The sequence below is a fragment of the Sphingomonas sp. genome, assembly GCF_035910975.1.
Lineage (GTDB): Bacteria > Pseudomonadota > Alphaproteobacteria > Sphingomonadales > Sphingomonadaceae > Sphingomonas.
Genome location: NZ_JAMHWM010000026.1, coordinates 202304 through 223955, shown reverse-complemented (window position 1 = coordinate 223955; position 21652 = coordinate 202304). Strand labels below are relative to the sequence as shown.

Below are 21652 nucleotides of genomic sequence, written 5' to 3'. Positions count from 1 at the left end.
ATGACGGATCAGGTGACGATCGGCCGCGCTCTGCTGTCGGTTTCGGACAAGACGGGCATCGTCGAGCTGGCGCGGGCGCTGGCGGCGAAGGGTGTCGAGCTGGTATCGACCGGCGGCACCGCGAAGGCGCTGCGCGACGCGGGGCTGGAGGTGCGCGACATCTCCGACCTGACCGGTTTCCCGGAGATGATGGACGGGCGGGTCAAGACGCTGCATCCGGTCGTCCACGGTGGCCTGCTCGCGCGGCGCGACAGCCCCGAGCACATGGCGGCGGCGGACGCGCATGCGATCGGCATGATCGACCTCGTCGTCGTCAACCTCTATCCCTTCGCCGCGACGGTCGCCAAGGGCGCGAACCGCGACGAGATCATCGAAAACATAGACATCGGCGGCCCCAGCATGGTCCGCTCGGCGGCGAAGAACCATGCGAGCGTCGCGATCGTCACCGATCCGGCCGATTATCCGCTGGTCGCAGAAGGCGTGACCGATCTCGCCACCCGGCGCCTGCTCGCGGCAAAAGCCTATGCCGCGACCGCCGAATATGACGCGATGATCGCGTCATGGTTCGCCTTCGCCGATCAGGGTCAGATGTTCCCGCCGTCGCTCAGCGTGCCGCTCAGGCTCGGTCAGGCGCTGCGCTATGGCGAGAATCCTCACCAGTCGGCCGCGCTCTACCTGCCGGCCTTCGCGCCGTCGGGCTCGCTCGCCGATCACGAGCAGGTGCAGGGCAAGGAGCTCAGCTACAACAATCTCGCCGATGCCGATGCCGCGCTGGAACTGGTGTCCGAATTCCGCGACGGGCCACCGACCGTCGTCATCGTCAAGCACGCCAACCCGTGCGGCGTCGCAACCGGCGAGACGCTGGTCGAGGCGTATGAAAAGGCGCTGGCGTGCGACAGCGTGTCGGCGTTCGGCGGCATCATCGCGGTTAACCGCCCCCTCGACGGCGCGACGGCGGAGGCGATCAGCGGCATCTTCACCGAAGTCGTCGCCGCGCCTGCCGCAGACGATGCGGCGAAGGCGGTGTTCGCGCGGAAGAAGAACCTGCGCCTGATCCTGACCGGCGACCTGCCCGACCCGGCGCGCGGCGGCATGATGCTGAAGTCGGTAGCCGGCGGCATGCTGCTCCAGAGCCGCGACAATGGCCGGCTGGGCGAGTTGAAGGTGGTGACGCAGCGCGCGCCCACCGCGCAGGAACTCGCCGACTGCCGCTTCGCCTGGACGGTGGCCAAGCACGTCAAGTCCAATGCCATCGTCTATGCAAAGGACGGCGCGACCGCGGGGATCGGCGCCGGGCAGATGAATCGCCTCGAATCGGCGCGCATCGCGGCATGGAAGGCGAAGGACGCGGCGGAGAAGGCGGGCTGGGCGGAGCCCCGCACGACCGGATCGGCGGTCGCCTCCGACGCCTTCTTCCCCTTCGCCGACGGGCTGCTGGCGGCGGTGGAGGCGGGGGCGACGGCGGTGATCCAGCCGGGCGGCTCGATCCGCGACGACGAGGTGATCGCCGCGGCGGACGCGGCCGGGCTGGCGATGGTCTTCACCGGCATGCGGCATTTTCGCCACTGACCATGCGGTCAGGCGGAGGCGGTCGCCTCCGCCTTCGGCATCTTGCGGAACAATGCGCGGTCTTCGTTGTGAAAGGCCCATTTCCACAGCACGAAGCCATAGACCGCGACGATCACCGGCACGCCGATCACCAGTTCGACCCATTCATATTCATGCGGCAGGCGGGTGAAGCCCCAGCCGACGACGATCGCGGCGAGCGCGGCCCACACGAGCGGCCAGCGCAACGGATTGACGCTCGCGCCGAGCAGGCGCGACAGGAACCACGCCTTGACCAGCGATCCGCACGCGAGCGCGACCATCAACGCCACCGCGACGCCTGCCGCCTGATAGGCGATCGGCCAGTTCACCGCGCGCATCGCCAGGATCAGCGCGAAGCTGAGCGCGACCTGGAACACCAGCACGCCAATCGAGATCATCAGATTACGGTGCCGCGCGACATAGACGAGCCCGGTCTCGCTGACCGCGCCGGGCGATGCCAGCACTTCGGCGATCAGCAGGAAGGCGAGCGCGGCGGTACCGGCGACGAACTGCGGCCCGACAACGCCCATCACCGCCTCGCCCGGAATCGATCCGGCCAGCGCCAGCGCGCCCTGCGCGGCGATGATCCAGAAGCCGACCTGCCGGATCTGGCGCGCGACGGCGGCGCGATCATTGTCCTTCAGGCTCTGCGTGATGACGGGCGCGAGTACGGGATCGAAGCTGGTCTTCAGCTTCTGCGGCAGCGAGGCGACCTGTTGCGCCATGTAATAGATGCCGACGACGGCGGGCGCGAACATCAGCCCCAGGATGAAGCGATCGACGTTGCGCGTGGCCCATTCGATCGTGTCGGCGCCGGCCAGCGGCGCGTTGCGGCGGGCGAGCGCGAACAGCGGGCGCAGCTCCGGTTTCCAGCCGCGCGGCAGGCCGTAGCTTTTGATGAACGGGATCAGCGATGCGGCGAGCGCGGCCACCATCGACGCGACATAGGCGAGGATCAGCCCGTCGCGTGCGGAGACGTAATAGAGTGCCCAGGCCGCGATCGAGATCGTCCATGGCTCGACCACCGCGCGCGCGGTGACGGTCGCCTTGACGTTGAGGCGATAGGCGAGCGCGGCGAGGCTGATGTCGGACCAGGCGACCGCTATCACCGCCAGCACCAGGAAGCGTTCCGCCCCGTACAGCTCGCTGTTGGGGTACATCGCCTGCGGAAAGGCGAACAGGATCGCGCTCGCCGCGATCGAGGCGACGAAGGCGACCGCCATCGCGTCCCACACGACATGCGCATGCGGTCGGTCGGTGGTGGTCAGCGCCTGCGCCAGCCCGCGCTTCAGCCCCAGCGTGCAAACCAGCGCGGCGAATTCGAGCACGACGACCGCGAGCGCGAAACGCCCGACGATATCCGGGCCGTAGAGTCGCCCGGCGATGAACAGGAACGGCAGGCGCGCCAGTAGCCGCAGCACGAAGCCGAGGATGTTGGTGCGCCCGCCCTTGGCCAGAGCGGCGATGTCCTGCTGGGGCTGAGTCACCGGCGGCTCGATCGCCCACCGTTCGCCCTGAGCCTGTCGAAGGGCCATACTCCGATACGCCCGCTGATGACTCGCGGCACGAAGCACGGCCCTTCGACAGGCTCAGGGCGAACGGAAGTTTGACCGGCGATTGCGATCAATGCGCCGCGCCCCAGCTCGCGCCGGTTCCGATCTCGACACCCAGTGGCACGGTCAGCCTCACCGCCGGCTCCGCCGCCTTGGCCATGACGTCGCGGATCACCGCGCTCGCCGCCTCGACGTCGCCTTCGGGCAGCTCGAACACCAGTTCGTCATGGACCTGGAGCAGCATCCGCACGTTGCCCAGCCCCGCCGCGGCCAGCGCGGGCCCCATCCGCGTCATCGCGCGCTTGATGATGTCGGCCGACGTCCCCTGGATCGGTGCGTTGATCGCGGCACGCTCCGCGCCCTGCCGTTCGTGCTGGATCTTCGAATTTATCCGCGAGAAATGCGTCTTCCGGCCGAACAAGGTCGTCGTGTAGCCGCGCTCCTTCACCTCGCCCAGAGTGTCGGCGATGTAGCGGCTGATGCCCGGAAACCGCTCGAAATAGCGGTCGATCATGCCCTGCGCGTCGTCTGCGCTGACGTCGAGCCGGCCGGCCAGGCCCCAGCGGCTGATGCCGTAGAGGATCGCGAAGTTGATCGTCTTGGCGCGGCCGCGCGTGTCGCGATTGACCTCGCCGAACAGCTCTTGCGCGGTCATGTTGTGGATGTCGGCGCCGCGCTCGAAAGCCTCGCGCAACTGCGGCACGTCGGCGATGTGGGCGGCCAGCCGCAGCTCGATCTGTGAATAGTCCGCAGAAAGAATGACGTTGCCCGGTTCGGCCACGAAGGCGTCGCGGATCTGACGGCCGGTTTCGGTGCGGATCGGGATGTTCTGCAGGTTCGGATCGGTCGAGGACAGCCGCCCCGTCTGTGCGCCCGTCAGCGAATAGCTGGTGTGGACGCGCCCCGTCTGGGGATGGATCTGCGCCTGCAGCGCATCGGTATAGGTCGACTTCAGCTTCGACAGCTGGCGCCAGTCGAGCACCTTCACCACCATATCGCGGCCCGGTGATGTCTTGTCGGCGGCGATCCGCTCCAGCTCGTTCACATCGGTCGAATAGACGCCCGACTTGCCCTTGCGCCCGCCCTTGATCCCCATCTTGTCGAACAACACGTCGCCCAGCTGCTTGGGGCTGCCGATGGTGAACTTGAACCCGGCGATAGCGTGAATCTGCTCCTCCAGCGCGGCGATCTGCGCGGAAAAATCGGCGGACAGGCGCGAAAGGATGCCGGCATCGACCTTCACCCCCGCCATCTCCATGCCGGCGATCACGGCGGGCAGCGGGCGATCGACCATCTCGTACACCCGCGTCCCGCCCTCGAACGCGAGGCGCGGCTTGAACCGGCGCCAGAGGCGGAGCGTCACATCGGCATCCTCGGCGGCGTAGCGGGTCGCGGTCTTCAGATCGATCTCGTGGAAACCGAGCTGTTTCTTGCCGGTGCCGACGACGTCCTTGTAGGCGATGCAGCTGTGCGACAGGTGGGTCGCGGCGAGCTCATCCATGCCATGCCCGTGCAGTCCGGCGTCGAGATCGAAGCTCATCACGATCGTATCGTCATAGGGCGCGACATCGATCCCCAGCCGCCGCAGCACGATCAGGTCGTACTTCAGGTTGTGCCCGATCTTGAGCACCGCCGGGTCTTCGAACAGCGGCTTGAGCTTGGCCAGCGCGACGGCGCGATCGATCTGCACGGGCTTCTCGGCGAACATGTCGGTCCCGCCATGGCCGAGCGGCACGTAGCAGGCGAGATTGGGGTGGAGCGCGAGGCTCACGCCGACCAGTTCGGCGAGCATCGGGTCCTTTGCGGTCGTCTCGGTATCGATCGCTACGAAGCCCTGGTGCCGGGCGATCTGGACCCAGTGATCGAGCCGGTCGGCGCCGACCACCGTCTCGTACCCGTCATGATCGCACGGGGGATCGGGCTCCGGCTCGGGCATGTGCGGCACGTCCGGCGTCGCGCTCGCCGTATCCCCCGCGCTTGCGGCGGTGCCGAGCTTGGTAAGCAACGACTTGAAGCCATGATGCTCCAGGAACGCGCGCAGCGGTGCGTCGGGGATGCCGTCGAGCACCAGCGCGTCGAGCGGATCGGGCAGCGGCACGTCGCACGCCAGCTCGACCAGCCTGCGGCTCAGCCGCGCCATGTCGGCATGCTCGATCAGGTTTTCGCGCAGCTTGCCGGTCTTCATCGTCGGCGCCGCGGCCAGCACGCCCTCGACGTCGCCATGTTCCAGCACCAGCTTGGCGGCGGTCTTGGGCCCCACCCCCGGCACACCGGGAACGTTGTCGACGCTGTCGCCCATCAGCGCCAGCACCTCGCCCAGCTTGTCCGGGCCGACGCCGAACTTCTCGACCACGTCCTCGGGGCCGAAACGCTTGTCCTTCATCGTGTCGAGCATGTCGATGCCGGGTTCGGTCAGCAACTGCATCAGGTCCTTGTCGGAACTGACGATCGTCACCTGCCACCCTTGCGCCAGCGCCGCCTTGGCATAGGATGCGATCAGGTCGTCGGCTTCCCACCCCAGTTCCTCGATGCAGGGCAGCGAAAAGGCGCGCGTCGCGTCGCGGATCATCGGGAACTGCGGCACCAGATCCTCGGGTGCCGGCGGGCGGTGCGCCTTGTACTGGTCGTACAGGTCGTTGCGGAACGTATGCTCGGACTTGTCGAGGATCACCGCCAGGTGCGTCGGCCCGTCCGCCTTGTGCAGCGCGTCGGCCAGCTTCCACAGCATCGTCGTATAGCCGTGCACCGCCCCCACCGGCTCGCCGTGCCGGTTCGTGAGCTTGGGCATCACATGATAGGCGCGGAAGATGAAGCTGGAGCCATCGACGAGGTAGAGGTGGGGCATCGCGGGGGGATAGCAGCGGGCGCGCCGGGCTCAAAGGGCAGTTGTGGGTTGCCGCGATGGCGCCACGTCGTCAGACGAGCTCGCGGTGCGCGCCCGCTGGCCGACGTGGCGAGGCTTCGGATTGCTCCCGCAATCCGAAGCCGCCCGTCACTCGAACCCCGTCGCCTTGTGGGTCGCGACGATATTGGCGACCACCGCCTGCATCAGTTCCTGCCGAGCCTGCACTGTCTTCGCGGTGTCACCGATCATCACCGCGATGGCATAGCTGCGGCCGTCCGGCGCGGTCAGCAGGCCGACATCATTGTATCCGGCCGTGCGGCTCAGCAGGTTCTGGCCGGTCCCGGTCTTGTGCCCGAAGCTCCAGCCCGGCGGCACCGCGCCGCGCAGGCGGAACTTGCCGGTCTTCGAGCTTTCCATGATGCCCAGCAGATAGGCGGTCGATTGCGGCGACAGCACCTGCCCGCGTTTCAGCCGGGCCAGCGCCGCGGTAATCGCCGACGGCGCCGCACCGTCGGGCGGATCGGCGATATAGCTCTGGTACGCGGTACGGCGCACGTTCGGCGGCAGCTTCGCGCGCGCGGCCTCGAACGCGCGGCCCATCGCCATGTCCTGTCGCCACGTCAGGCCCGCGGTACCCGCCTGGAGCAACCGCTCGCCGGGGCCGAATCGGATCTCGCTCAGCCCCTTGCGTGCCAGGAAGCTGCGTACCGCCGCCGGCCCGCCCGCGGTGCGCGCCAGGCTGTCGTTCGCGGTGTTGTCGCTCTGCGTCATCGCGCGCGTCAGCAGTTCGCGCACCGTGGTGGTGTAGACGCCCTCCTTGGTCACCAGCGCGGCGATCGGCTGGTGGAACAGCGTCAGATCCTCGCGGCGGATCGTCACCGGTGTGTCGAGCGTCAGCCGTCCCGAATCGATCTGGTCGAGCACGGTCATCGCGACCCACAGCTTCGACACGCTCTGCTGGGGCAGGCGGCGGTCGGCGTCGGCGCTGTCGACCGTCCAGCCGTCATCGACGCTGCGGACGGAGATGCCGGCCAGCCCGTCGAAGGCGTTGCGCAGAGCGTCGATGCCCGCGGTCAGGGTCGCCGGCGCCTTCGCCCTCGGCAACGCCGCCGGCACGGGCAGAAAGCTCTGGTAGGTCGGTGCGGGCAGGCCGCTGGGCACGGGTGAGCCGTGGACGCCCGCGCCGATCAGCGCGATCGGCGCGAGGCCACCGAGCGTGATCGCCCGTTCGAGTGGTGAAAAGCTGCCCAGAAAACTCACGCGATCAAAACTACCCCTGCCCGTCATCCTGTGTGCCGCCGGTCACGGTGTCGCGGCAACCGTCGATGCTAACATATTGCGACGGAACGACTCATCATAGCGTCGAAATGTGAACTGTCATGGAACGAGGACGGTATCCACCGCCCCGGCCGCGGTTTCGGGGTAGTCGAGCGTATAGTGGAGCCCGCGCGATTCCCGGCGGTGCAGCGCGGATCGCACGATCAGGTCTGCGGCCTGGAGCAGGTTGCGCATTTCGATCAGGTCGGGCGTCACCCGGAAATGGCCGTAATAGTCGGCGACCTCGTCGTTCAGCATCTGGATGCGGTGCTGGGCGCGTTCGAGCCGCTTGGTGGTGCGGACGATGCCGACGTAGTTCCACATGAACCGCCGGATTTCGGTCCAGTTCTGCTTGATGACGACTTCCTCGTCCGAATCGGTGACGCGGCTCTCGTCCCACGCGCGGATCACCGGCGGCGGGCGCAGATCGTCCCAGGCGGCCGCGATCGCCCGCGCCGCGCTCTCGCCGAACACGAAACATTCGAGGAGGGAATTGGACGCCAGCCGGTTGGCGCCATGCAGGCCCGACTGGGTACATTCGCCCGCCGCCCACAGGCCCGGCAGGTCGGTGGCACCCTTGCGATCGACGACGATGCCGCCGCAGGTATAATGCTGCGCGGGCACGACCGGGATCGGCGCCTGCGTCATGTCGATGCCGAGGCCGATCAGCTTTTCATAGATGTTGGGAAAGTGGGCGCGGACGAATTCTGGCTCGCGGTGACTGATGTCGAGGTGGACGTAATCCAGGCCCAGACGCTTGATCTCGTGATCGATCGCCCGCGCCACGATATCGCGCGGGGCCAGTTCGGCGCGGTCGTCGAATCGCGGCATGAAGCGTTCGCCGGTCTCGGGGATCTTCAATATGCCGCCTTCGCCCCGTACCGCCTCGGTGATGAGGAAGTTCTTGACCTCCAGGTTCCACAGGCAGGTCGGGTGGAACTGCATGAATTCCATGTTCGACACGCGGCACCCCGCGCGCCACGCCATCGCGATGCCGTCGCCGGTCGCGCCGCGCGGCGCGGTGGAGAATTGATAGGTACGCCCGGCGCCGCCGGTCGCCAGGATGGTGGCCCGCGCACAATAGGTCTCGACCCGCCCGGTGCGCCGGTTGAAGGCATAAACGCCCCAGACGTTGCCCGCACCCGAATAGCGTTCCTCGTGCCGCCCGGTCGCCAGGTCGATCGCGACCATGTCGGGCACCATCGTGATGTTGGGATGGGCCAGCGCGGCCTTCAGCAGCGCCTCCTGCACCGCCCAGCCTGTCGCGTCGGCGACATGGACGATGCGGCGATGCGAATGGCCGCCTTCGCGCGTCAGGTGCAGCGCATCGCCCTCGGTCGCAAACGGTACGCCCAGCGCCTGCAGCCGCGCGATCGCGGCCGGCGCGCCCTCCACGACGAACTCGACGATCGCGCGGTCGTTCAGGCCCGCGCCGGCGGTCATCGTGTCCTCGACATGGTTCTCGAACGTGTCGCCGGGTTCGAGCACCGCGGCGATCCCGCCCTGCGCCCAGGCGGTCGATCCCTCGTCGAAGCCGCCCTTGGCCAGCACGGTGACGCGGTGCGTGTCCGCCAGGTTGAGCGCGGCAGTCAGCCCGGCCGCGCCGGAGCCGATGATGAGCACGTCGGTGTTGCGGGGATCGGTCATGTCCGCAGGTTTTGCACAGGTCGGCGGCGGCGGGACAGGGGGTATCGCTTGCTTCCGCCGAAGCGCGGGTTTGCGGGGCCGGGCGCGGGGGATAAAGGTCGCCGCCACTTCCTCGTGTCGAAAGCCTCCCGCGTGATCCGATTTCTTGCCCTCGTCCTCGCCTGCGTGATCGCCGCGCCCGCCCAGGCCGCGACCTGCGCGATCGGTATTGCCGGCGCGACCCAGCGGGTGGAGATCGGCGCTACCGGCCGGGCGATGACGGTACATCTGCCCCGGGGTTTCGACCCCGCCAGCCCTGCGCCGCTCGTCTTCCTCCTCCACGGCAGCGGATCGAACGGGGCGGCGATGCTGCGCGACGCGAAGCTGGCCGAGGCGGCCGACGCGCACGGCTTCATCGTCGCGGCGCCCGATGGCGGCATCGCGCACGGGCAGGGCTTCGTCTGGAACATCCCCGGCGTGCCGACGATCGCCGGCACGGTGCCGGGGCCGGACGATGCCGACGACGTCGCCTATCTGTCACGCGCGATCGACTGGTTCGTGAGGCAGGGCTGTGTCGATCGTACCCGCGTCTATGCGACGGGGTTGTCGGGCGGCGGACGGATGACGTCATGGCTGGGCTGCGTTGCCGCCGATCGCTTCGCCGCGATCGCACCGGTCGTCGGCCTGCGTGCGGGAAATCCGGCGAAGGAAGATCCGTCGCGACCCGATCCTGCCACCTGCCGCCCGACGCGGCCGATGCCGATCATCGCCTTCGCCGGCGACAGGGACAAAACCAACCCGATCCAGGGCGGCGGTGCCGGCTATTGGCGATATACGATGCACGCCGCCGAACAGCGCTGGGCGCAGCTCAACGGCTGCGCCACGGCACCGACGACGCGCTGGCTCGCGCCGGGCGTGTACGAGGAACTCTATACCGGCTGTCGCGGCGGCGCCGACGTGTCGGGGCGCATCACGGTCGGCGGCGGGCATAGCTGGGTGGTGGACAATGACGCGCTGTGGGCGTTTCTCTCACGCCATCGCCGCACGCGGTGAGCGCCGCGTCACGGCTGGCCGTAGTCGCCTGGCCGTGCTACTGACACCGATGTGAACAAGCCTGTGCCCCATCTCTACCCGATCGGCGTCGATCCCGCGGACATCGATTTCATGGGGCACGTCAACAACGCCAGCTACCTCAAATGGGTGCAGGATGCGGTGATCGACCACTGGCGCTCGCTCGCGCCCGGCGATGCGGTCGCGCGGCACCTGTGGGTCGCCTTGAAGCATGAGATCACCTATCGCCGCCCGACCTTCCTGGGGGATGAGGTGATCGCCACCGTCCTGCTCGAAAAGGTGCAGGGGGCCCGTGCGTTCTACGAAACGGTGATCCGCCGGGGCGAAGAGGTGCTGGCCGAGGTGCGGTCGAGCTGGTGCTGCGTCGATGCCGAGACGTTGCGCCCCGCGCGGCTGGCGCGCGACGTGATCGACCGCTTCTTCCCCGCCGAGGCAGCGGCGCGCTGACCCGCCGCCTCAGGCCTCCTCGGGCCAGTAGAGGCGCATCGGATTGTCGACCAGCAGCTTGCGTTGCAGTTCCGCGCTCGGCGCGATCTCCGGGATGACATCGACCAGCGCGCCGTCATCGGGCAGCACGGTTTCCATGTTCGGATGCGGCCAGTCGGTGCCCCACAGCACGCGATCGGGATAATCCTCTACCAGCGGCCGCACCGCGCGGACGAAATCGGCATAGGGCGGCCCGGCGGGGTCGAGCCGGTCGGGGCAGGTCACCTTCGTCCAGATATCGTCGCGGCTGTCGAGCAGGCTGCGGAACGCGCGCATGTCGGCCCCGTCCGGCCCCTGCGAGACGTCGGGGCGACCCATATGGTCGATCACGACGGGCACCGGAATCGCGGCCAGGAACGGGCGCATCTCGTCGAGGATGTCGGCCTCGAAATAGACCACCACGTGCCAGCCCAGCCGCTCGATCCGCCGCGCGACGTCGAGGAACCGATCCTTCGGTGCGTCGTCGACCAGCCGTTTGAGGAAATTGAACCGCACGCCGCGGATGCCACCCGCATGCAGCGCGTCGAGTTCGGCATCGGAAATCGCCGGATCGACCACAGCGACGCCGCGACAGGTGCCGTTCGACACCGCGATGCCGTTCAGCGTCGCGCGATTGTCCGTCCCGTGGCAGCTCGCCTGGACGATCACGTTACGCGCGAAGCCCAGCCGCTCGCGCAGCGCGAACAGCGCGTCGGGCCCGGCATCCTGAGGCAGATATTTCGCCTTGGGGCTGAACGGAAAATCCGCCATCGGGCCAAAGACGTGGCAATGCGCGTCCACCGCGCCGGGCGGCGGAGTGTAGCGCGGCTTCGACGGCTCCAGCGTCCAGCTGCGGATGCGCCCGCTTGCGTCCTTCATGCGAACACCTCCCCGTCCATCAATTTGCGCGCGGTGCGCAGCATGCCGGCTTCGACCGGCTGACCGTCCTGGTCGAGCGTTACCACGCATTCGGTGACGCCGGTCGGATGCTCGACGCCCAGCGTCAACTGACGCCCCTCGGGCACCGTCGCGACCTTTGCGGCGGGCGATCCGGGGATCAGGCAGGCGGTCGCCACGCTGACCGCGCCGAGTACCCCGATCGAGGCGTGGACGCGGTGCGGGATCAGCGATCGCACCGCGATCGCGCCGCCGTCGCGCGGGGTGGCGACCAGCATCATCTTTGGCACCGATTTTTCACGCACGTCACCCAGGTTCATTAGCGGCCCGGCCTGCAGCCGGATCGCCTCGACCTTCGCCTTCATCGCAGCATCGGCGTCGAGCGTATCGCGATCCTCATAGCCGGTGATGCCGACGTCGGCGGCGGCGATCACCACGCAGGGCATGCCGTTATCGATCATCGTCACGGCGACGCCGTCGATGGTATCGACGCCCCGGCCGGTCGGCAGTAGCGCACCACAAGACGAACCGGCGGTATCACGGAACGTCAGCGGGATCGGTGCGGCCGTCCCCGGCACGCCGCTGATCGCCGCATCGCCGGTGTAGGTCACGTCGCCGCGCGGCGTCCGCACCGTCGCGACCGCCACCTGCCCGGTATTCTCCATGAAGATCGCGACCCGCGTCTCGCCGTCCCGCGCCGCGACCAGCCCGCGCTCGATCGCGAACGGGCCGACGCCGGCCAGGATGTTCCCGCAATTCTGCGCGTCCGTCACGATCGCCTGATCGACGAACACCTGGAGGAACAGATAGTCGACGTCGACGCCCTCGCGCGTCGACCGGCTCACCACCGCGACCTTGCTGGTCAGCGGATCGGCGCCGCCCATGCCGTCGATCTGGCGCGGATCGGGCGATCCCATCACGCGCAGCAGGAAGGCGTCGCGCGCCGCGGTGTCGGCGGGCAGGTCGTCCTTCAGGAAATAGCCGCCCTTCGACGATCCGCCCCGCATCCACATGCAGCGGACGGCGTTCACTGTCCCCCTCCCGCCGGCAGAGGGAGGAAGGCGCGCGGCGCCGGAAGGGTGATGGCAGGACATCGACGGTCCGTCCCGCCCTCACACATATTTCAGTCCCATCGCCTCAAGCCGGGGCCGCATGTCATAGATGTCGAGGCCCAGTTCGCCCGCCGCCAGCCGCTGACGCTTGCCCTCCTCCGCCGCCTCGCGCGCCCGCGCTTTCTCCAGCACGACGGCTGCCTCGGCGCGCCTCACCACGCAAACCCCGTCGTCGTCGGCCACGATCACGTCGCCCGCCTCCACGCCCGCGCCCGCGCACACGATCGGCACGTTGACAGATCCCAGCGTGTTCTTGACCGTTCCTTGCGCGAACACCGCCTTCGACCACACCGGAAAGCCCATCTGCGTCAGGTCGCGCACGTCGCGTACCCCTGCGTCGATCACCAGTCCGCGGCATCCCCGCGCTATCGCGCTCGTCGCCAGCAGGTCGCCGAAATAGCCATCGACGCACGGGGATGTCGGCGCGAGCACCAATATGTCGCCGTCCTTCAACTGCTCGATCGCGACGTGCACCATCCAGTTGTCGCCCGGTGCGGCGGAGATCGTCACCGCACTGCCGGCGATCCGCGCACCCGCGTAGATCGGTCGCATGTAATGCGCGAGCAGGCCGGTCCGCCCCTGTGCCTCATGCACCGTCGCCACCCCGGCCGAAGCCAGCCCGTCGATAACGCCCGCATCCGCGCGCTCGATGTTCTGCACCACAACGTTCGTCATTCCTTTTTCCTTCCGGTGAATGTCGGCGTCCGTGTCGCGCAATCTCTAAACACCGGTTGCGCGATGTTCCCAGCGCGAAGTGTTCGCAGGCCATAAGAATTTCGGATATATGACACCGCCATGTTGAACCCTTTCGCCCTCAACCTGCGTCACCTGCGCGCGATAGGCGCGGTCGTCGCATCCGGCAGTTTCAGCCGAGCGGCGGACGAGGTCGGCCTGTCGCAACCCGCGCTGACGCAGGGGCTGGCGAAGGTCGAGCGGCAACTGGGCCTGCCGCTGTTCGAACGCCATTCCGGCGGCGTGACGCCCACCGCGGCCGGTATCGTGATGGCCGATCGCGCGACCCGCGCTCTCGCCTACCTCGCCACCGCCGTACGACGCGGCGGTCGGCCAGGTTCGCGCGGCTTCGCCCGGCCGGACCGGCTGATGACATCGACGCAGATCGAGGCGTTCCTGCACTTCGCCGATGCCCAGGGCTTCGCCGGCGCGGCGCACGCGAGCGGCCTGTCCCAGCCGGCGATCCACCGCGCGGTGCGCGAGCTGGAGCAGATTTGCGCCACGCCGCTCGCCGAACGACGCGGACGCGGCATGATGCTGACGCCAGCGGGACGCGCGCTGGCGCGCGGCATCCGGCTGGCCCGTGGCGAGATCGCCGCCGGGATCGGCGAGGCGCTGGACGACAGGGGCGCCGCGAGCCGGATAGCGGTGGGTGCGATGCCGCTCAGCCGCGCCCTGCTGCTACCCCGCGCGCTGGCCCTGTTCCTGGATGGCGTGCCGTGTGCCGTGGTCGACGTGATCGAAGGGTCCTGGCGCGAGCTGGTCGATCCGCTGCTGGACGGGGTGGTCGACATCATGGTGGGGGCACTGCGTGACGACGTGCCGCCGGGCATCGAGCAGACATCGCTGTTTCGCGACCGGCTGGCGATCTTTGCCAGGGCCGGGCATCCGCTGGCCGGGCGCACCCCGTCGCTCGCCGAACTCGCCGCACGGCAATGGGTGGTCGGTCCGCGTGGCACGCCGCTGCAATCGCATTGGGAGGCGTTGTTCGCCGGCCTGCCGTCGCCCGCCGTCCCGATCGAATGCGGTTCGGTGATGGTGATCCGCGGGTTGCTTGCGCAGAGCGACCTGTTGACCTTGTTGTCCCCCGATCAGGTGGCGCTGGAGGTCGACAGCGGGATGCTGGTGCAGATCGGCCCAGAATTGCCCGACCCGGTCCGCACGATCGGGATCAGCACGCGGGCCGGCTGGCGTCCGACGCGCGCGCAGGCGCGGCTGATCGAGCTGCTCCATCGCGCAGCATCTGAAACCAGACATCAGGAAATCGGATAGCCCCGCCGGCAATGTGATTGGGAACATCGCATGTCGCACGTTTAGGAAAGCCGCATGTCGGTATTCGTCATTCCCCGGCGCTGATGGCGCATACGGCATTCATCGGGTTCGGCGAGGCCGGTATCGCTTTCGCCCGCGCCGGATGCATGGCCTATGACGCGATGAGCCATGCCGCGAAGCAGGCGGACTATGCCGCCGCCGGCGTGACCGGAACGGCCGACGCGGCGGGGGCGCTGGCCGGCGCAGCCGTCATCTTCTCGCTCGTCACCGCAGACCAGGCGCTGCCCGCCGCGCGCGGCTGTGCCGCCGTCCTCGCGCCCGGCGCGCTGTGGCTCGACATGAACAGCGTCGCGCCGGGCACCAAGCGCGCCGCCGCCGAGGCGATCGAGGGCGCGGGCGGGCGGTATGTCGATGTCGCGGTGATGTCGCCGGTGCTGCCCGCGCGGCTCGATACGCCGCTGCTGCTGGCCGGGCCCCACGCCCGGGACGCCGCGACGGCCCTGGCCGACCATGGCTTCGCCAATGTCGCGATCGCCGGTCCGACCGTCGGCGACGCTTCGTCGATCAAGATGATCCGGTCGGTGATGGTCAAGGGGATCGAGGCGCTGAGCGCCGAATGCGCGCTGGCGGCGCACCACGCGGGTGTCGCCGAGGCGGTGCTCGCCTCGCTCGACGCAAGCTGGAAGCCGCAAGGCTGGGCCGAGCGTATCGACTACAACCTCGACCGGATGCTCGCGCATGGCGTTCGCCGCGCCGCCGAGATGGAGGAAGTGGCGAAGACGCTGAGCGACCTGGACGTCGATCCCGCGATGACGCGGGGCACGATCGCGCGCCAGCGCGAACTGGGGGCGCTTGGCATCGCGCCGCCGGACGGACTTTCGGCGAAGCTCGCCGCGATCGACAGCGATAGGATGGACGCCATGAAGAAGGGTAGCGCCGCGTGATTATCGACTGCCACGGCCATTATACCGTGCTGCCCAGGGCGCACGACGCCTGGCGCGAGGCGCAGAAGGCGGCGTTCAAGGCGGGCGAGGCCGCGCCGCCCTATCCCGAGATCGGCGACGACGAGATCCGCGAGACGATCGAGGCCAACCAGCTGCGCCTCATCAGGGAACGCGGCGCCGACCTGACGATCTTTTCTCCCCGTGCGTCCGCGATGGCGCCGCACGTCGGCGACGAAGGGGTAGCGATCGAGTGGGCGCGGCGCTGCAACGACCTGATCGCCCGCGTCGTCGGCCTGTTCCCCGAAACCTTCGTCGGCGTCTGCATGCTGCCGCAGAGCCCGAAGGCCGACATGGCAGCCAGCGTCGCCGAGCTGGAACGCTGCGTCACCGAACTGGGGTTCATCGGCTGCAACCTGAACCCCGATCCCGGCGGCGGGCACTTCACCCACCCGCCGCTGACCGACCGTTACTGGTATCCCTTTTACGAGAAGATGGTCGAGCTGGACGTGCCGGCGATGATCCACGTGTCGGGCAGCTGCAATCCCGCGATGCACGCGACCGGCGGCTATTATATCGCCGCCGACACAATCGCCTTCATGCAGTTGCTGGAAGGCGACCTGTTCGCCGACTTCCCGACGTTGCGCTTCATCATTCCGCACGGCGGCGGCGCGGTGCCCTATCACTGGGGCCGCTATCGCGGGCTTGCCGACATGCTGAAGAAGCCGGCGCTCGACAACCACCTGATGAACAACATCTTCTTCGATACCTGCGTCTATCACCAGCCGGGCATCGACCTGCTGGCTGACGTGATCGACAACAAGAACATCCTGTTCGGATCGGAAATGGTTGGCGCGGTGCGCGGAATCGATCCGACGACGGGCCAGTATTTCGACGACACCAAACGCTATGTCGACGCGCTGGCGATCAGCGATGCGGAGCGTGCCGCGATCTTCGAGGGGAACGCGCGGCGTGTCTTCCCGCGGCTGGATGCCAGATTGAAGGAACGTGGCCTGTGACGATGCCGACCGACATCCACGCCTATCTCGCAGAGTTCGAGGACATTCCCGGCACCCGGGTGTTCACCGCGGCGCGGGCGCGACAGGGCTATCATCTGAACCAGTTCGCGATGAGCCTGATGAAGGCCGGGAACCGCGAACGCTTCAAGGCCGACGAGCGTGGCTATCTTGACGAATGGCCGCTGAACGACGCGCAGAAGGCGGCGCTGCTGGCGCGCGATTACAACGCGCTGCTCGATCTGGGCGGCAACGTCTATTTCCTGTCGAAGCTGTTCTCGACCGACGGCATCTCCTTTGCCGAGGCGGTCAGCACGATGACCGACATGAGCTTCCCTGAATATCGCGAGATGATGAACGCCGGCGGCCGGTCTCCCGACGGCGTCCGTTCGAAGAAGGAACAGCGCTGATGGCCCGGATCACCGCAGGCGTCGCGTCGAGCCATGTGCCGCTGCTGGGCGTCGCGCACGACCAGAACAAGGACGGCGACGAATATTTCGGCCCGATCTTCGCCGGCTATGAGTGGACGCGCGCGTGGGAGAAGGCGGAGAAGCCCGACGTCGTCATCCTGGTCTACAACGACCACGCCTCCGCTTTCGACATGAAGATCATCCCGACCTTCGCGATCGGCTGCGGCGAGCGCTACGCCCCGGCCGACGAAGGCTGGGGGCCGCGCAAGGTGCCCGACGTCCACGGGCACCCCGATCTGGCGTGGCATATCGCGCAGAGCCTGATCCTCGACGAATTCGACATGACGATCATCAACGAGATGGACGTCGATCACGGACTGACCGTGCCGCTCAGCATGATGTTCGGCGATGTCACCGAATGGCCCTGCAAGGTCATTCCGCTGGCGGTGAACGTCGTCACCTACCCGCCGCCGTCGGGCAACCGATGCTGGGCGCTGGGCGAAGCGATCGCGCGGGCGGTGGCGAGTTTCCCGGAGGATCTGAACGTCCAGGTGTGGGGCACCGGCGGGATGAGCCACCAGCTGCAGGGCCCGCGCGCCGGCCTCATCAATGCCGAATGGGACAATGATTTCCTCGACGGGATGATCGGCGAGAACGATCGTCTGCGCCGCGTGCCGCACATCGAATATCTGCGCGAGACGGGCAGCGAGGGCATCGAGATGGTGATGTGGCTGATCATGCGAGGGAGCCTGGGCAGGCGCACCGCGGCGCTGCACCGTCATTATCATGTGCCATGCAGCAACACCGCGATCGGCCACCTCGTCCTGCGACCGGACAACGGCGAGGGGCTGGACATGACGGGCAGCGGATACGCCTGACCTGAGCACTGCCGTCGCTCCTGCGCAGGCAGGGGCATCGAACGGCATGACACACCTCATGATACCCCGGCGTTCGCTGGGGCGACGATTGGAGCTGAAGCCATGAAGATCGCACTCGCCGGCGCCGGCGCCTTCGGGGAAAAGCACCTCGACGGCCTCAAGAACATCGACGGGGTCGAGGTGATCTCGGTGGTTGGTCGCAGGCTGGAACCGACGCAGGCCGTCGCCGACCGATACGGCATCCCGCATGCGTGCACCGACCTGTCGGAGGCGCTCGACCAGCCCGGGCTCGACGCGGTGATCCTGTGCACGCCGACCCAGATGCACGCCGAGCAGGCGATCCAGTGCATGGATGCGGGCAAGCATGTCCAGGTCGAAATCCCGCTGTGCGACAGCCTTGCGGACGGCGAGGCGGTGTTGCGCAAACAGCAGGACACCGGCCTTGTCGCGATGGTCGGCCATACGCGCCGCTTCAACCCGAGCCACCACTATATCCACGACAGGATCGCCGCCGGCGAACTCAACGTCCAGCAGATGGACGTCCAGACCTATTTCTTCCGGCGCAAGAACATGAACGCCAAGGGTGAGGCGCGGTCGTGGACCGATCACCTGCTGTGGCACCATGCCGCGCACACGGTGGACCTGTTTGCCTATCAGGCCGGGCCGATCGTTCAGGCGAATGCGGTGCAGGGGCCGTATCATCCCGAACTGGGCATCGCGATGGACATGTCGATCCAGCTCAAGGCGGAAAGCGGCGCGATCTGCACCTTGTCGCTGTCGTTCAACAACGACGGGCCGCTGGGCACCTTCTTTCGCTATATCGGCGATACCGGCACCTTCATCGCACGGTACGACGATCTGGTGACCGGCAAGGAAGAACCGATCGACCTGTCCGGGGTCGCGGTGTCGAACAACGGCATCGAACTGCAGGACCGCGAATTCGTCGCCGCGATCCGTGAGGGCCGGGAGCCCAACGCCAGCGTGGCGCAGGTGCTGCCCTGCTACCGCGTGCTCGACGCGCTCGAAAAGCAGCTGGACGCCGTGCGGTGAAGACGCAGGTCGCGATCGTCGGGGCAGGGCCCTCGGGCCTGTTGCTCGGGCACCTGCTGAAGCGGGCGGGCATCGACTGCGTCGTCGTCGAGCGCCAGTCGCGCGACTATGTGCTGGGCCGTATCCGCGCGGGCGTGCTGGAAACCGTGACGACCGACCTGATGATCCGACTGGGCATCGATGCGCGGATGCGGGCGGAGGGGCTGATCGAGGAGGGTTTCAATCTCGCCACCGACGACCGGCTGATCCGCATCGACATCACTGCCCTGACCGGCCGTCACGTCATGGTCTATGGCCAGACCGAGCTGACCCGCGACCTGATGGACGCCGCGCCGAACCGCGACCTGCCGATCGTGTTCGAGGCGAACGACGTGGCGCTGCACGATATCGATGGCGATGCGCCTTACCTCACCTATGCGAAGGACGGCGTGGCGCAGCGGATCGACGCGCAGTTCATCGCCGGCTGCGACGGCTTCCACGGCCCCTCGCGCAGGGCGATCCCGGCGGGCGCGGTACGCGAGTTCGAGCGCGAATATCCGTTCGGCTGGCTGGGCATCCTGGCCGACGTGCCGCCGTGCCACCCCGAACTGATCTATGCCAATACCGCGCGTGGCTTCGCGCTCGCCTCGATGCGCTCCACCACCCGCAGCCGCTATTATATCCAGGTGCCGCTGACCGACCGGGTCGAGGACTGGAGCGAGGACCGGCTGTGGGACGAACTGGCGCAACGCTTCGATCCGCTGAGCAAGTACGGCGTGACGCATGGGCCGGCGCTGGAAATGTCGATCGCCCCGCTGCGGTCCTATGTGTTCGAGACGATGCGCCACGGGCGGCTGTTCCTGGCCGGCGACAGCGCGCATATCGTGCCGCCGACCGGGGCCAAGGGCCTCAACCTCGCCGCATCGGACGTCGCCTATCTGGCCGATGCGCTTGCCGCGTTCTTCGCGAGTGGCGATGAGGTCGGACTTGTCGGCTATCAGGCGCGGGCACTGGCGCGCATCTGGAAAGCGGAAAGGTTCAGCTGGTATCTGACCAAGCTGATGCACCGCTTCCCCGAAGACGGCGCGTTCGAACACCGGATGCAGGCCGCCGAGCTCGATTATGTCGCGAGCTCGCGCGCGATGCAGACCGCGATCGCGGAAAATTACGTGGGACTGCCGCTCTGATGTCTTTACCCGAACGCGCGCTCGCGTCGCGGAGCGTATCCGCGATCGGGCTGGGGTGCATGAACCTCAGCCACGCCTATGGCACCCCGCCGGGCGCGGCGGATGGCCTCTCGCTGCTCAACCGCGCGCTCGACCTGGGGATCGGCCACCTAGATACCGCCGCGCTTTACGGCGGCGGCGACAACGAGCAGCTGGTGGCGCAGGTGATGCGTCGGCGCGGCGAATTCCTGCTCGCGAGCAAGTGCGTGCTCGACATGCGCGACGGCAGGCGCGTGCTCGACGGATCGCCCGCGTCGATCGCCAGGACGCTCGACGCGGCGCTGGGGCGGCTCGGCACCGACCATATCGACCTCTATTACATGCACCGCCTCGATCGCGAGGTGCCGATCGAGGAGTCGGTCGGCGCGCTCGTTCGCGCGAAGGACGCCGGCAAGATCGGCGCGATCGGGCTGAGCGAGATGTCCGCCGCGACGATCCGCCGCGCGCACGCCATCCATCCGATCGCCGCGGTGCAGAGCGAATATTCACCGGTGGTGCGCAATCCCGAGATCGCGGTGCTCGACACCTGTCGGGACCTTGGCATCGCGTTCGTCGCTTTCTCGCCGGTGGCGCGCGGGCTGCTGACCGGGGCGGTGCGCGACGATGATTTCGTAGACGGCGACATCCGCCTGCCGATGCCGCGTTTCCGAGGCGAGCGGCTGGCGCATAATCTCCACGCGGTCGATGCCTTCGTCGCGCTGGCGGCGGAGGCCGGCTGCACGCCCGCCCAGCTGTCACTCGCCTGGGTGCTGTCGCGCGGCGAGCATGTCGTGGCGATCCCGGGCACCACCAGCATCGCGCATCTGAGGGAGGATGTCGCGGCGGCTGAACTGGCGCTGCCCGACGCGGTGCTCGAGCGGGTGACGGCGATCTTCGCCCCCGGCGCGATCCGCGGCGCGCGCTACACAGCCGCGATGCAGGCTCAGATCGACACCGAGACCTTTGCCGACGAGGAACTGGCTTGAGTGTTTGATTCCGGCATTCGATAGCCAGAAGAGACCATCGGCAAGCTGCGTGAGGCCAGGGTCGTCCTGGCGCAGGGCAGGCCGATTGCGACAATCCAGCCGGCGAGCCAGCTCGCTACGGAGCACTTGCAGGACGGCGGGCTTCCGGTCGACCTCGACAACGCGTGCGACGGTGATCGCATCAACCCCGGCGCATGAACCGCGAGGATCGTCGGCGCGGCCATCGCTCTGTTGTTTCTGCGCTCCGCGTTCAAGGTGCGTGTCGCGCTGCGCGGCCGCCACCGGGCGCGGTATTGCGATGAGCGTCGCCGCATCCCGCGTGACAGACGATAAGCGTCGAGGTATGTCGTGAACCATGCCGCGTATCCTGCTGGCCCTGATGTGCGCGTTGCTGGCGGTCTCCGTCGGCACGACGTCGACCGCGCACGCGATCGAATCGCAGGTGTGCGTCGAGCAGGTGAATGGCGATCACGCCACGCATGTGAGCGATGCGGGCGGCGCGCCCGATAAATCCAGCAAGGCCGTGCCTGACCATCAGGTGAATTGTCATGGCCACCAGGTCGCGGCGATGGGCAACGGTGATCGTTTTCAACAGCCGTCCGGCCTCGATATCGCGCCGACCGCCAAACGCGCCAAGGCGTTGCTTTCGGCCCTGACGGACCCCGGCCTGAGGCCACCCCAAGCCTGACGACCGCACCGCCGCGACACCG

Annotated in this window: 19 protein-coding genes; 12 read left to right on the top strand and 7 right to left on the bottom strand. The window is 67.9% G+C overall.

Annotated elements, in window-relative coordinates; all coding sequences use genetic code 11:
- On the top strand, window positions 1-1569 hold the full coding sequence (gene purH, locus VYI76_RS05590) for a bifunctional phosphoribosylaminoimidazolecarboxamide formyltransferase/IMP cyclohydrolase (RefSeq protein WP_326523772.1): 1569 nt from the start codon (window positions 1-3) through the stop codon (window positions 1567-1569).
- A gap of 8 nt (window positions 1570-1577) precedes the next feature.
- Here the strand turns inward: purH and VYI76_RS05585 are convergent, their stop codons facing one another.
- The 4 genes from VYI76_RS05585 to nadB form a co-directional block, all read right to left on the bottom strand.
- A complete protein-coding gene (locus tag VYI76_RS05585; RefSeq protein ID WP_326523771.1) occupies window positions 1578-3122 on the bottom strand; it encodes a lipopolysaccharide biosynthesis protein in 1545 nt (514 codons plus the stop codon).
- Window positions 3123-3210: 88 nt separating this feature from the next.
- Window positions 3211-5985, bottom strand: coding sequence for a DNA polymerase I (gene polA, locus VYI76_RS05580; protein WP_326523770.1), 2775 nt, complete (start codon window positions 5983-5985; stop codon window positions 3211-3213).
- Between the two features lie 147 nt (window positions 5986-6132).
- Complete coding sequence (locus VYI76_RS05575) at window positions 6133-7245, bottom strand: serine hydrolase (RefSeq protein WP_326523769.1); 1113 nt, start codon at window positions 7243-7245, stop codon at window positions 6133-6135.
- 117 nt (window positions 7246-7362) lie between these two features.
- A complete protein-coding gene (nadB, locus tag VYI76_RS05570) occupies window positions 7363-8949 on the bottom strand; it encodes an L-aspartate oxidase (RefSeq protein ID WP_326523768.1) in 1587 nt (528 codons plus the stop codon).
- A gap of 132 nt (window positions 8950-9081) precedes the next feature.
- On the opposite strand from nadB, the gene VYI76_RS05565 reads away from it, so the two are divergent.
- Both VYI76_RS05565 and VYI76_RS05560 read left to right on the top strand, forming a co-directional pair.
- Window positions 9082-9981, top strand: coding sequence for an alpha/beta hydrolase family esterase (locus tag VYI76_RS05565; RefSeq protein WP_326523767.1), 900 nt, complete (start codon window positions 9082-9084; stop codon window positions 9979-9981).
- Window positions 9982-10032: 51 nt separating this feature from the next.
- Complete coding sequence (locus VYI76_RS05560) at window positions 10033-10446, top strand: acyl-CoA thioesterase (protein ID WP_326523766.1); 414 nt, start codon at window positions 10033-10035, stop codon at window positions 10444-10446.
- 9 nt (window positions 10447-10455) lie between these two features.
- Here the strand turns inward: VYI76_RS05560 and VYI76_RS05555 are convergent, their stop codons facing one another.
- The 3 genes from VYI76_RS05555 to ligK all read right to left on the bottom strand — a co-directional run bounded on the left by VYI76_RS05555 (window position 10456) and on the right by ligK (window position 13148).
- Window positions 10456-11343 (bottom strand): amidohydrolase family protein, encoded by an 888-nt coding sequence (locus VYI76_RS05555; protein WP_326523765.1) that lies wholly within the window; start codon window positions 11341-11343, stop codon window positions 10456-10458.
- A complete protein-coding gene (locus tag VYI76_RS05550; RefSeq protein ID WP_326523898.1) occupies window positions 11340-12374 on the bottom strand; it encodes a 4-oxalomesaconate tautomerase in 1035 nt (344 codons plus the stop codon). The genes VYI76_RS05555 and VYI76_RS05550 overlap by 4 nt, the downstream gene beginning before the upstream one ends.
- 99 nt (window positions 12375-12473) lie before the next feature.
- Window positions 12474-13148, bottom strand: a complete 675-nt coding sequence (gene ligK / locus VYI76_RS05545; protein WP_326523764.1) for a 4-carboxy-4-hydroxy-2-oxoadipate aldolase/oxaloacetate decarboxylase — start codon at window positions 13146-13148, stop codon at window positions 12474-12476.
- Window positions 13149-13268: 120 nt separating this feature from the next.
- On the opposite strand from ligK, the gene VYI76_RS05540 reads away from it, so the two are divergent.
- From VYI76_RS05540 to VYI76_RS05500, 9 genes are all read left to right on the top strand, one after another.
- Entirely contained in the window at window positions 13269-14477 is a 1209-nt protein-coding gene (locus VYI76_RS05540; protein ID WP_326523763.1) for a LysR family transcriptional regulator, read from the top strand.
- Between the two features lie 80 nt (window positions 14478-14557).
- On the top strand, window positions 14558-15421 hold the full coding sequence (locus tag VYI76_RS05535; RefSeq protein ID WP_443018909.1) for a DUF1932 domain-containing protein: 864 nt from the start codon (window positions 14558-14560) through the stop codon (window positions 15419-15421).
- Entirely contained in the window at window positions 15418-16437 is a 1020-nt protein-coding gene (locus VYI76_RS05530) for an amidohydrolase family protein (RefSeq protein WP_326523761.1), read from the top strand. Before VYI76_RS05535 ends, VYI76_RS05530 begins: the two co-directional genes overlap by 4 nt.
- Window positions 16438-16439: 2 nt before the next feature.
- Window positions 16440-16844 (top strand): protocatechuate 4,5-dioxygenase subunit alpha, encoded by a 405-nt coding sequence (gene ligA, locus VYI76_RS05525; protein ID WP_326523897.1) that lies wholly within the window; start codon window positions 16440-16442, stop codon window positions 16842-16844.
- Window positions 16844-17722 (top strand): class III extradiol dioxygenase subunit beta, encoded by an 879-nt coding sequence (locus VYI76_RS05520; protein ID WP_326523760.1) that lies wholly within the window; start codon window positions 16844-16846, stop codon window positions 17720-17722. The genes ligA and VYI76_RS05520 overlap by 1 nt, the downstream gene beginning before the upstream one ends.
- A 102-nt stretch (window positions 17723-17824) precedes the next feature.
- Window positions 17825-18772, top strand: a complete 948-nt coding sequence (locus VYI76_RS05515) for a Gfo/Idh/MocA family oxidoreductase (RefSeq protein ID WP_326523759.1) — start codon at window positions 17825-17827, stop codon at window positions 18770-18772.
- Window positions 18769-19938 carry a 4-hydroxybenzoate 3-monooxygenase gene (gene pobA, locus VYI76_RS05510; protein ID WP_326523758.1) on the top strand — a complete coding sequence of 390 codons (1170 nt, stop codon included), beginning with the start codon at window positions 18769-18771 and terminating at the stop codon, window positions 19936-19938. Before VYI76_RS05515 ends, pobA begins: the two co-directional genes overlap by 4 nt.
- Window positions 19938-20942 (top strand): aldo/keto reductase, encoded by a 1005-nt coding sequence (locus tag VYI76_RS05505; RefSeq protein ID WP_326523757.1) that lies wholly within the window; start codon window positions 19938-19940, stop codon window positions 20940-20942. The genes pobA and VYI76_RS05505 overlap by 1 nt, the downstream gene beginning before the upstream one ends.
- 355 nt (window positions 20943-21297) lie before the next feature.
- Window positions 21298-21630: a hypothetical protein gene (locus VYI76_RS05500; RefSeq protein ID WP_326523756.1), complete on the top strand. Its 333-nt coding sequence runs from the start codon at window positions 21298-21300 to the stop codon at window positions 21628-21630.
- Window positions 21631-21652 lie beyond the last annotated feature (22 nt).

Bases quoted from the DNA above. Each gene is read 5' to 3' on its own strand.
- purH (WP_326523772.1), top strand. From the start codon at position 1: ATGACGGATCAGGTGACGATCGGCCGCGCTCTGCTGTCGGTTTCGGAC.
- VYI76_RS05585 (WP_326523771.1), bottom strand. From the start codon at position 3,122: ATGGCCCTTCGACAGGCTCAGGGCGAACGGTGGGCGATCGAGCCGCCG.
- polA (WP_326523770.1), bottom strand. From the start codon at position 5,985: ATGCCCCACCTCTACCTCGTCGATGGCTCCAGCTTCATCTTCCGCGCC.
- nadB (WP_326523768.1), bottom strand. From the start codon at position 8,949: ATGACCGATCCCCGCAACACCGACGTGCTCATCATCGGCTCCGGCGCG.
- VYI76_RS05555 (WP_326523765.1), bottom strand. From the start codon at position 11,343: ATGAAGGACGCAAGCGGGCGCATCCGCAGCTGGACGCTGGAGCCGTCG.
- VYI76_RS05550 (WP_326523898.1), bottom strand. From the start codon at position 12,374: ATGTGGATGCGGGGCGGATCGTCGAAGGGCGGCTATTTCCTGAAGGAC.
- ligK (WP_326523764.1), bottom strand. From the start codon at position 13,148: ATGACGAACGTTGTGGTGCAGAACATCGAGCGCGCGGATGCGGGCGTT.
- VYI76_RS05540 (WP_326523763.1), top strand. From the start codon at position 13,269: ATGTTGAACCCTTTCGCCCTCAACCTGCGTCACCTGCGCGCGATAGGC.
- ligA (WP_326523897.1), top strand. From the start codon at position 16,440: ATGCCGACCGACATCCACGCCTATCTCGCAGAGTTCGAGGACATTCCC.
- VYI76_RS05520 (WP_326523760.1), top strand. From the start codon at position 16,844: ATGGCCCGGATCACCGCAGGCGTCGCGTCGAGCCATGTGCCGCTGCTG.
- VYI76_RS05515 (WP_326523759.1), top strand. From the start codon at position 17,825: ATGAAGATCGCACTCGCCGGCGCCGGCGCCTTCGGGGAAAAGCACCTC.
- VYI76_RS05505 (WP_326523757.1), top strand. From the start codon at position 19,938: ATGTCTTTACCCGAACGCGCGCTCGCGTCGCGGAGCGTATCCGCGATC.
- VYI76_RS05500 (WP_326523756.1), top strand. From the start codon at position 21,298: ATGCCGCGTATCCTGCTGGCCCTGATGTGCGCGTTGCTGGCGGTCTCC.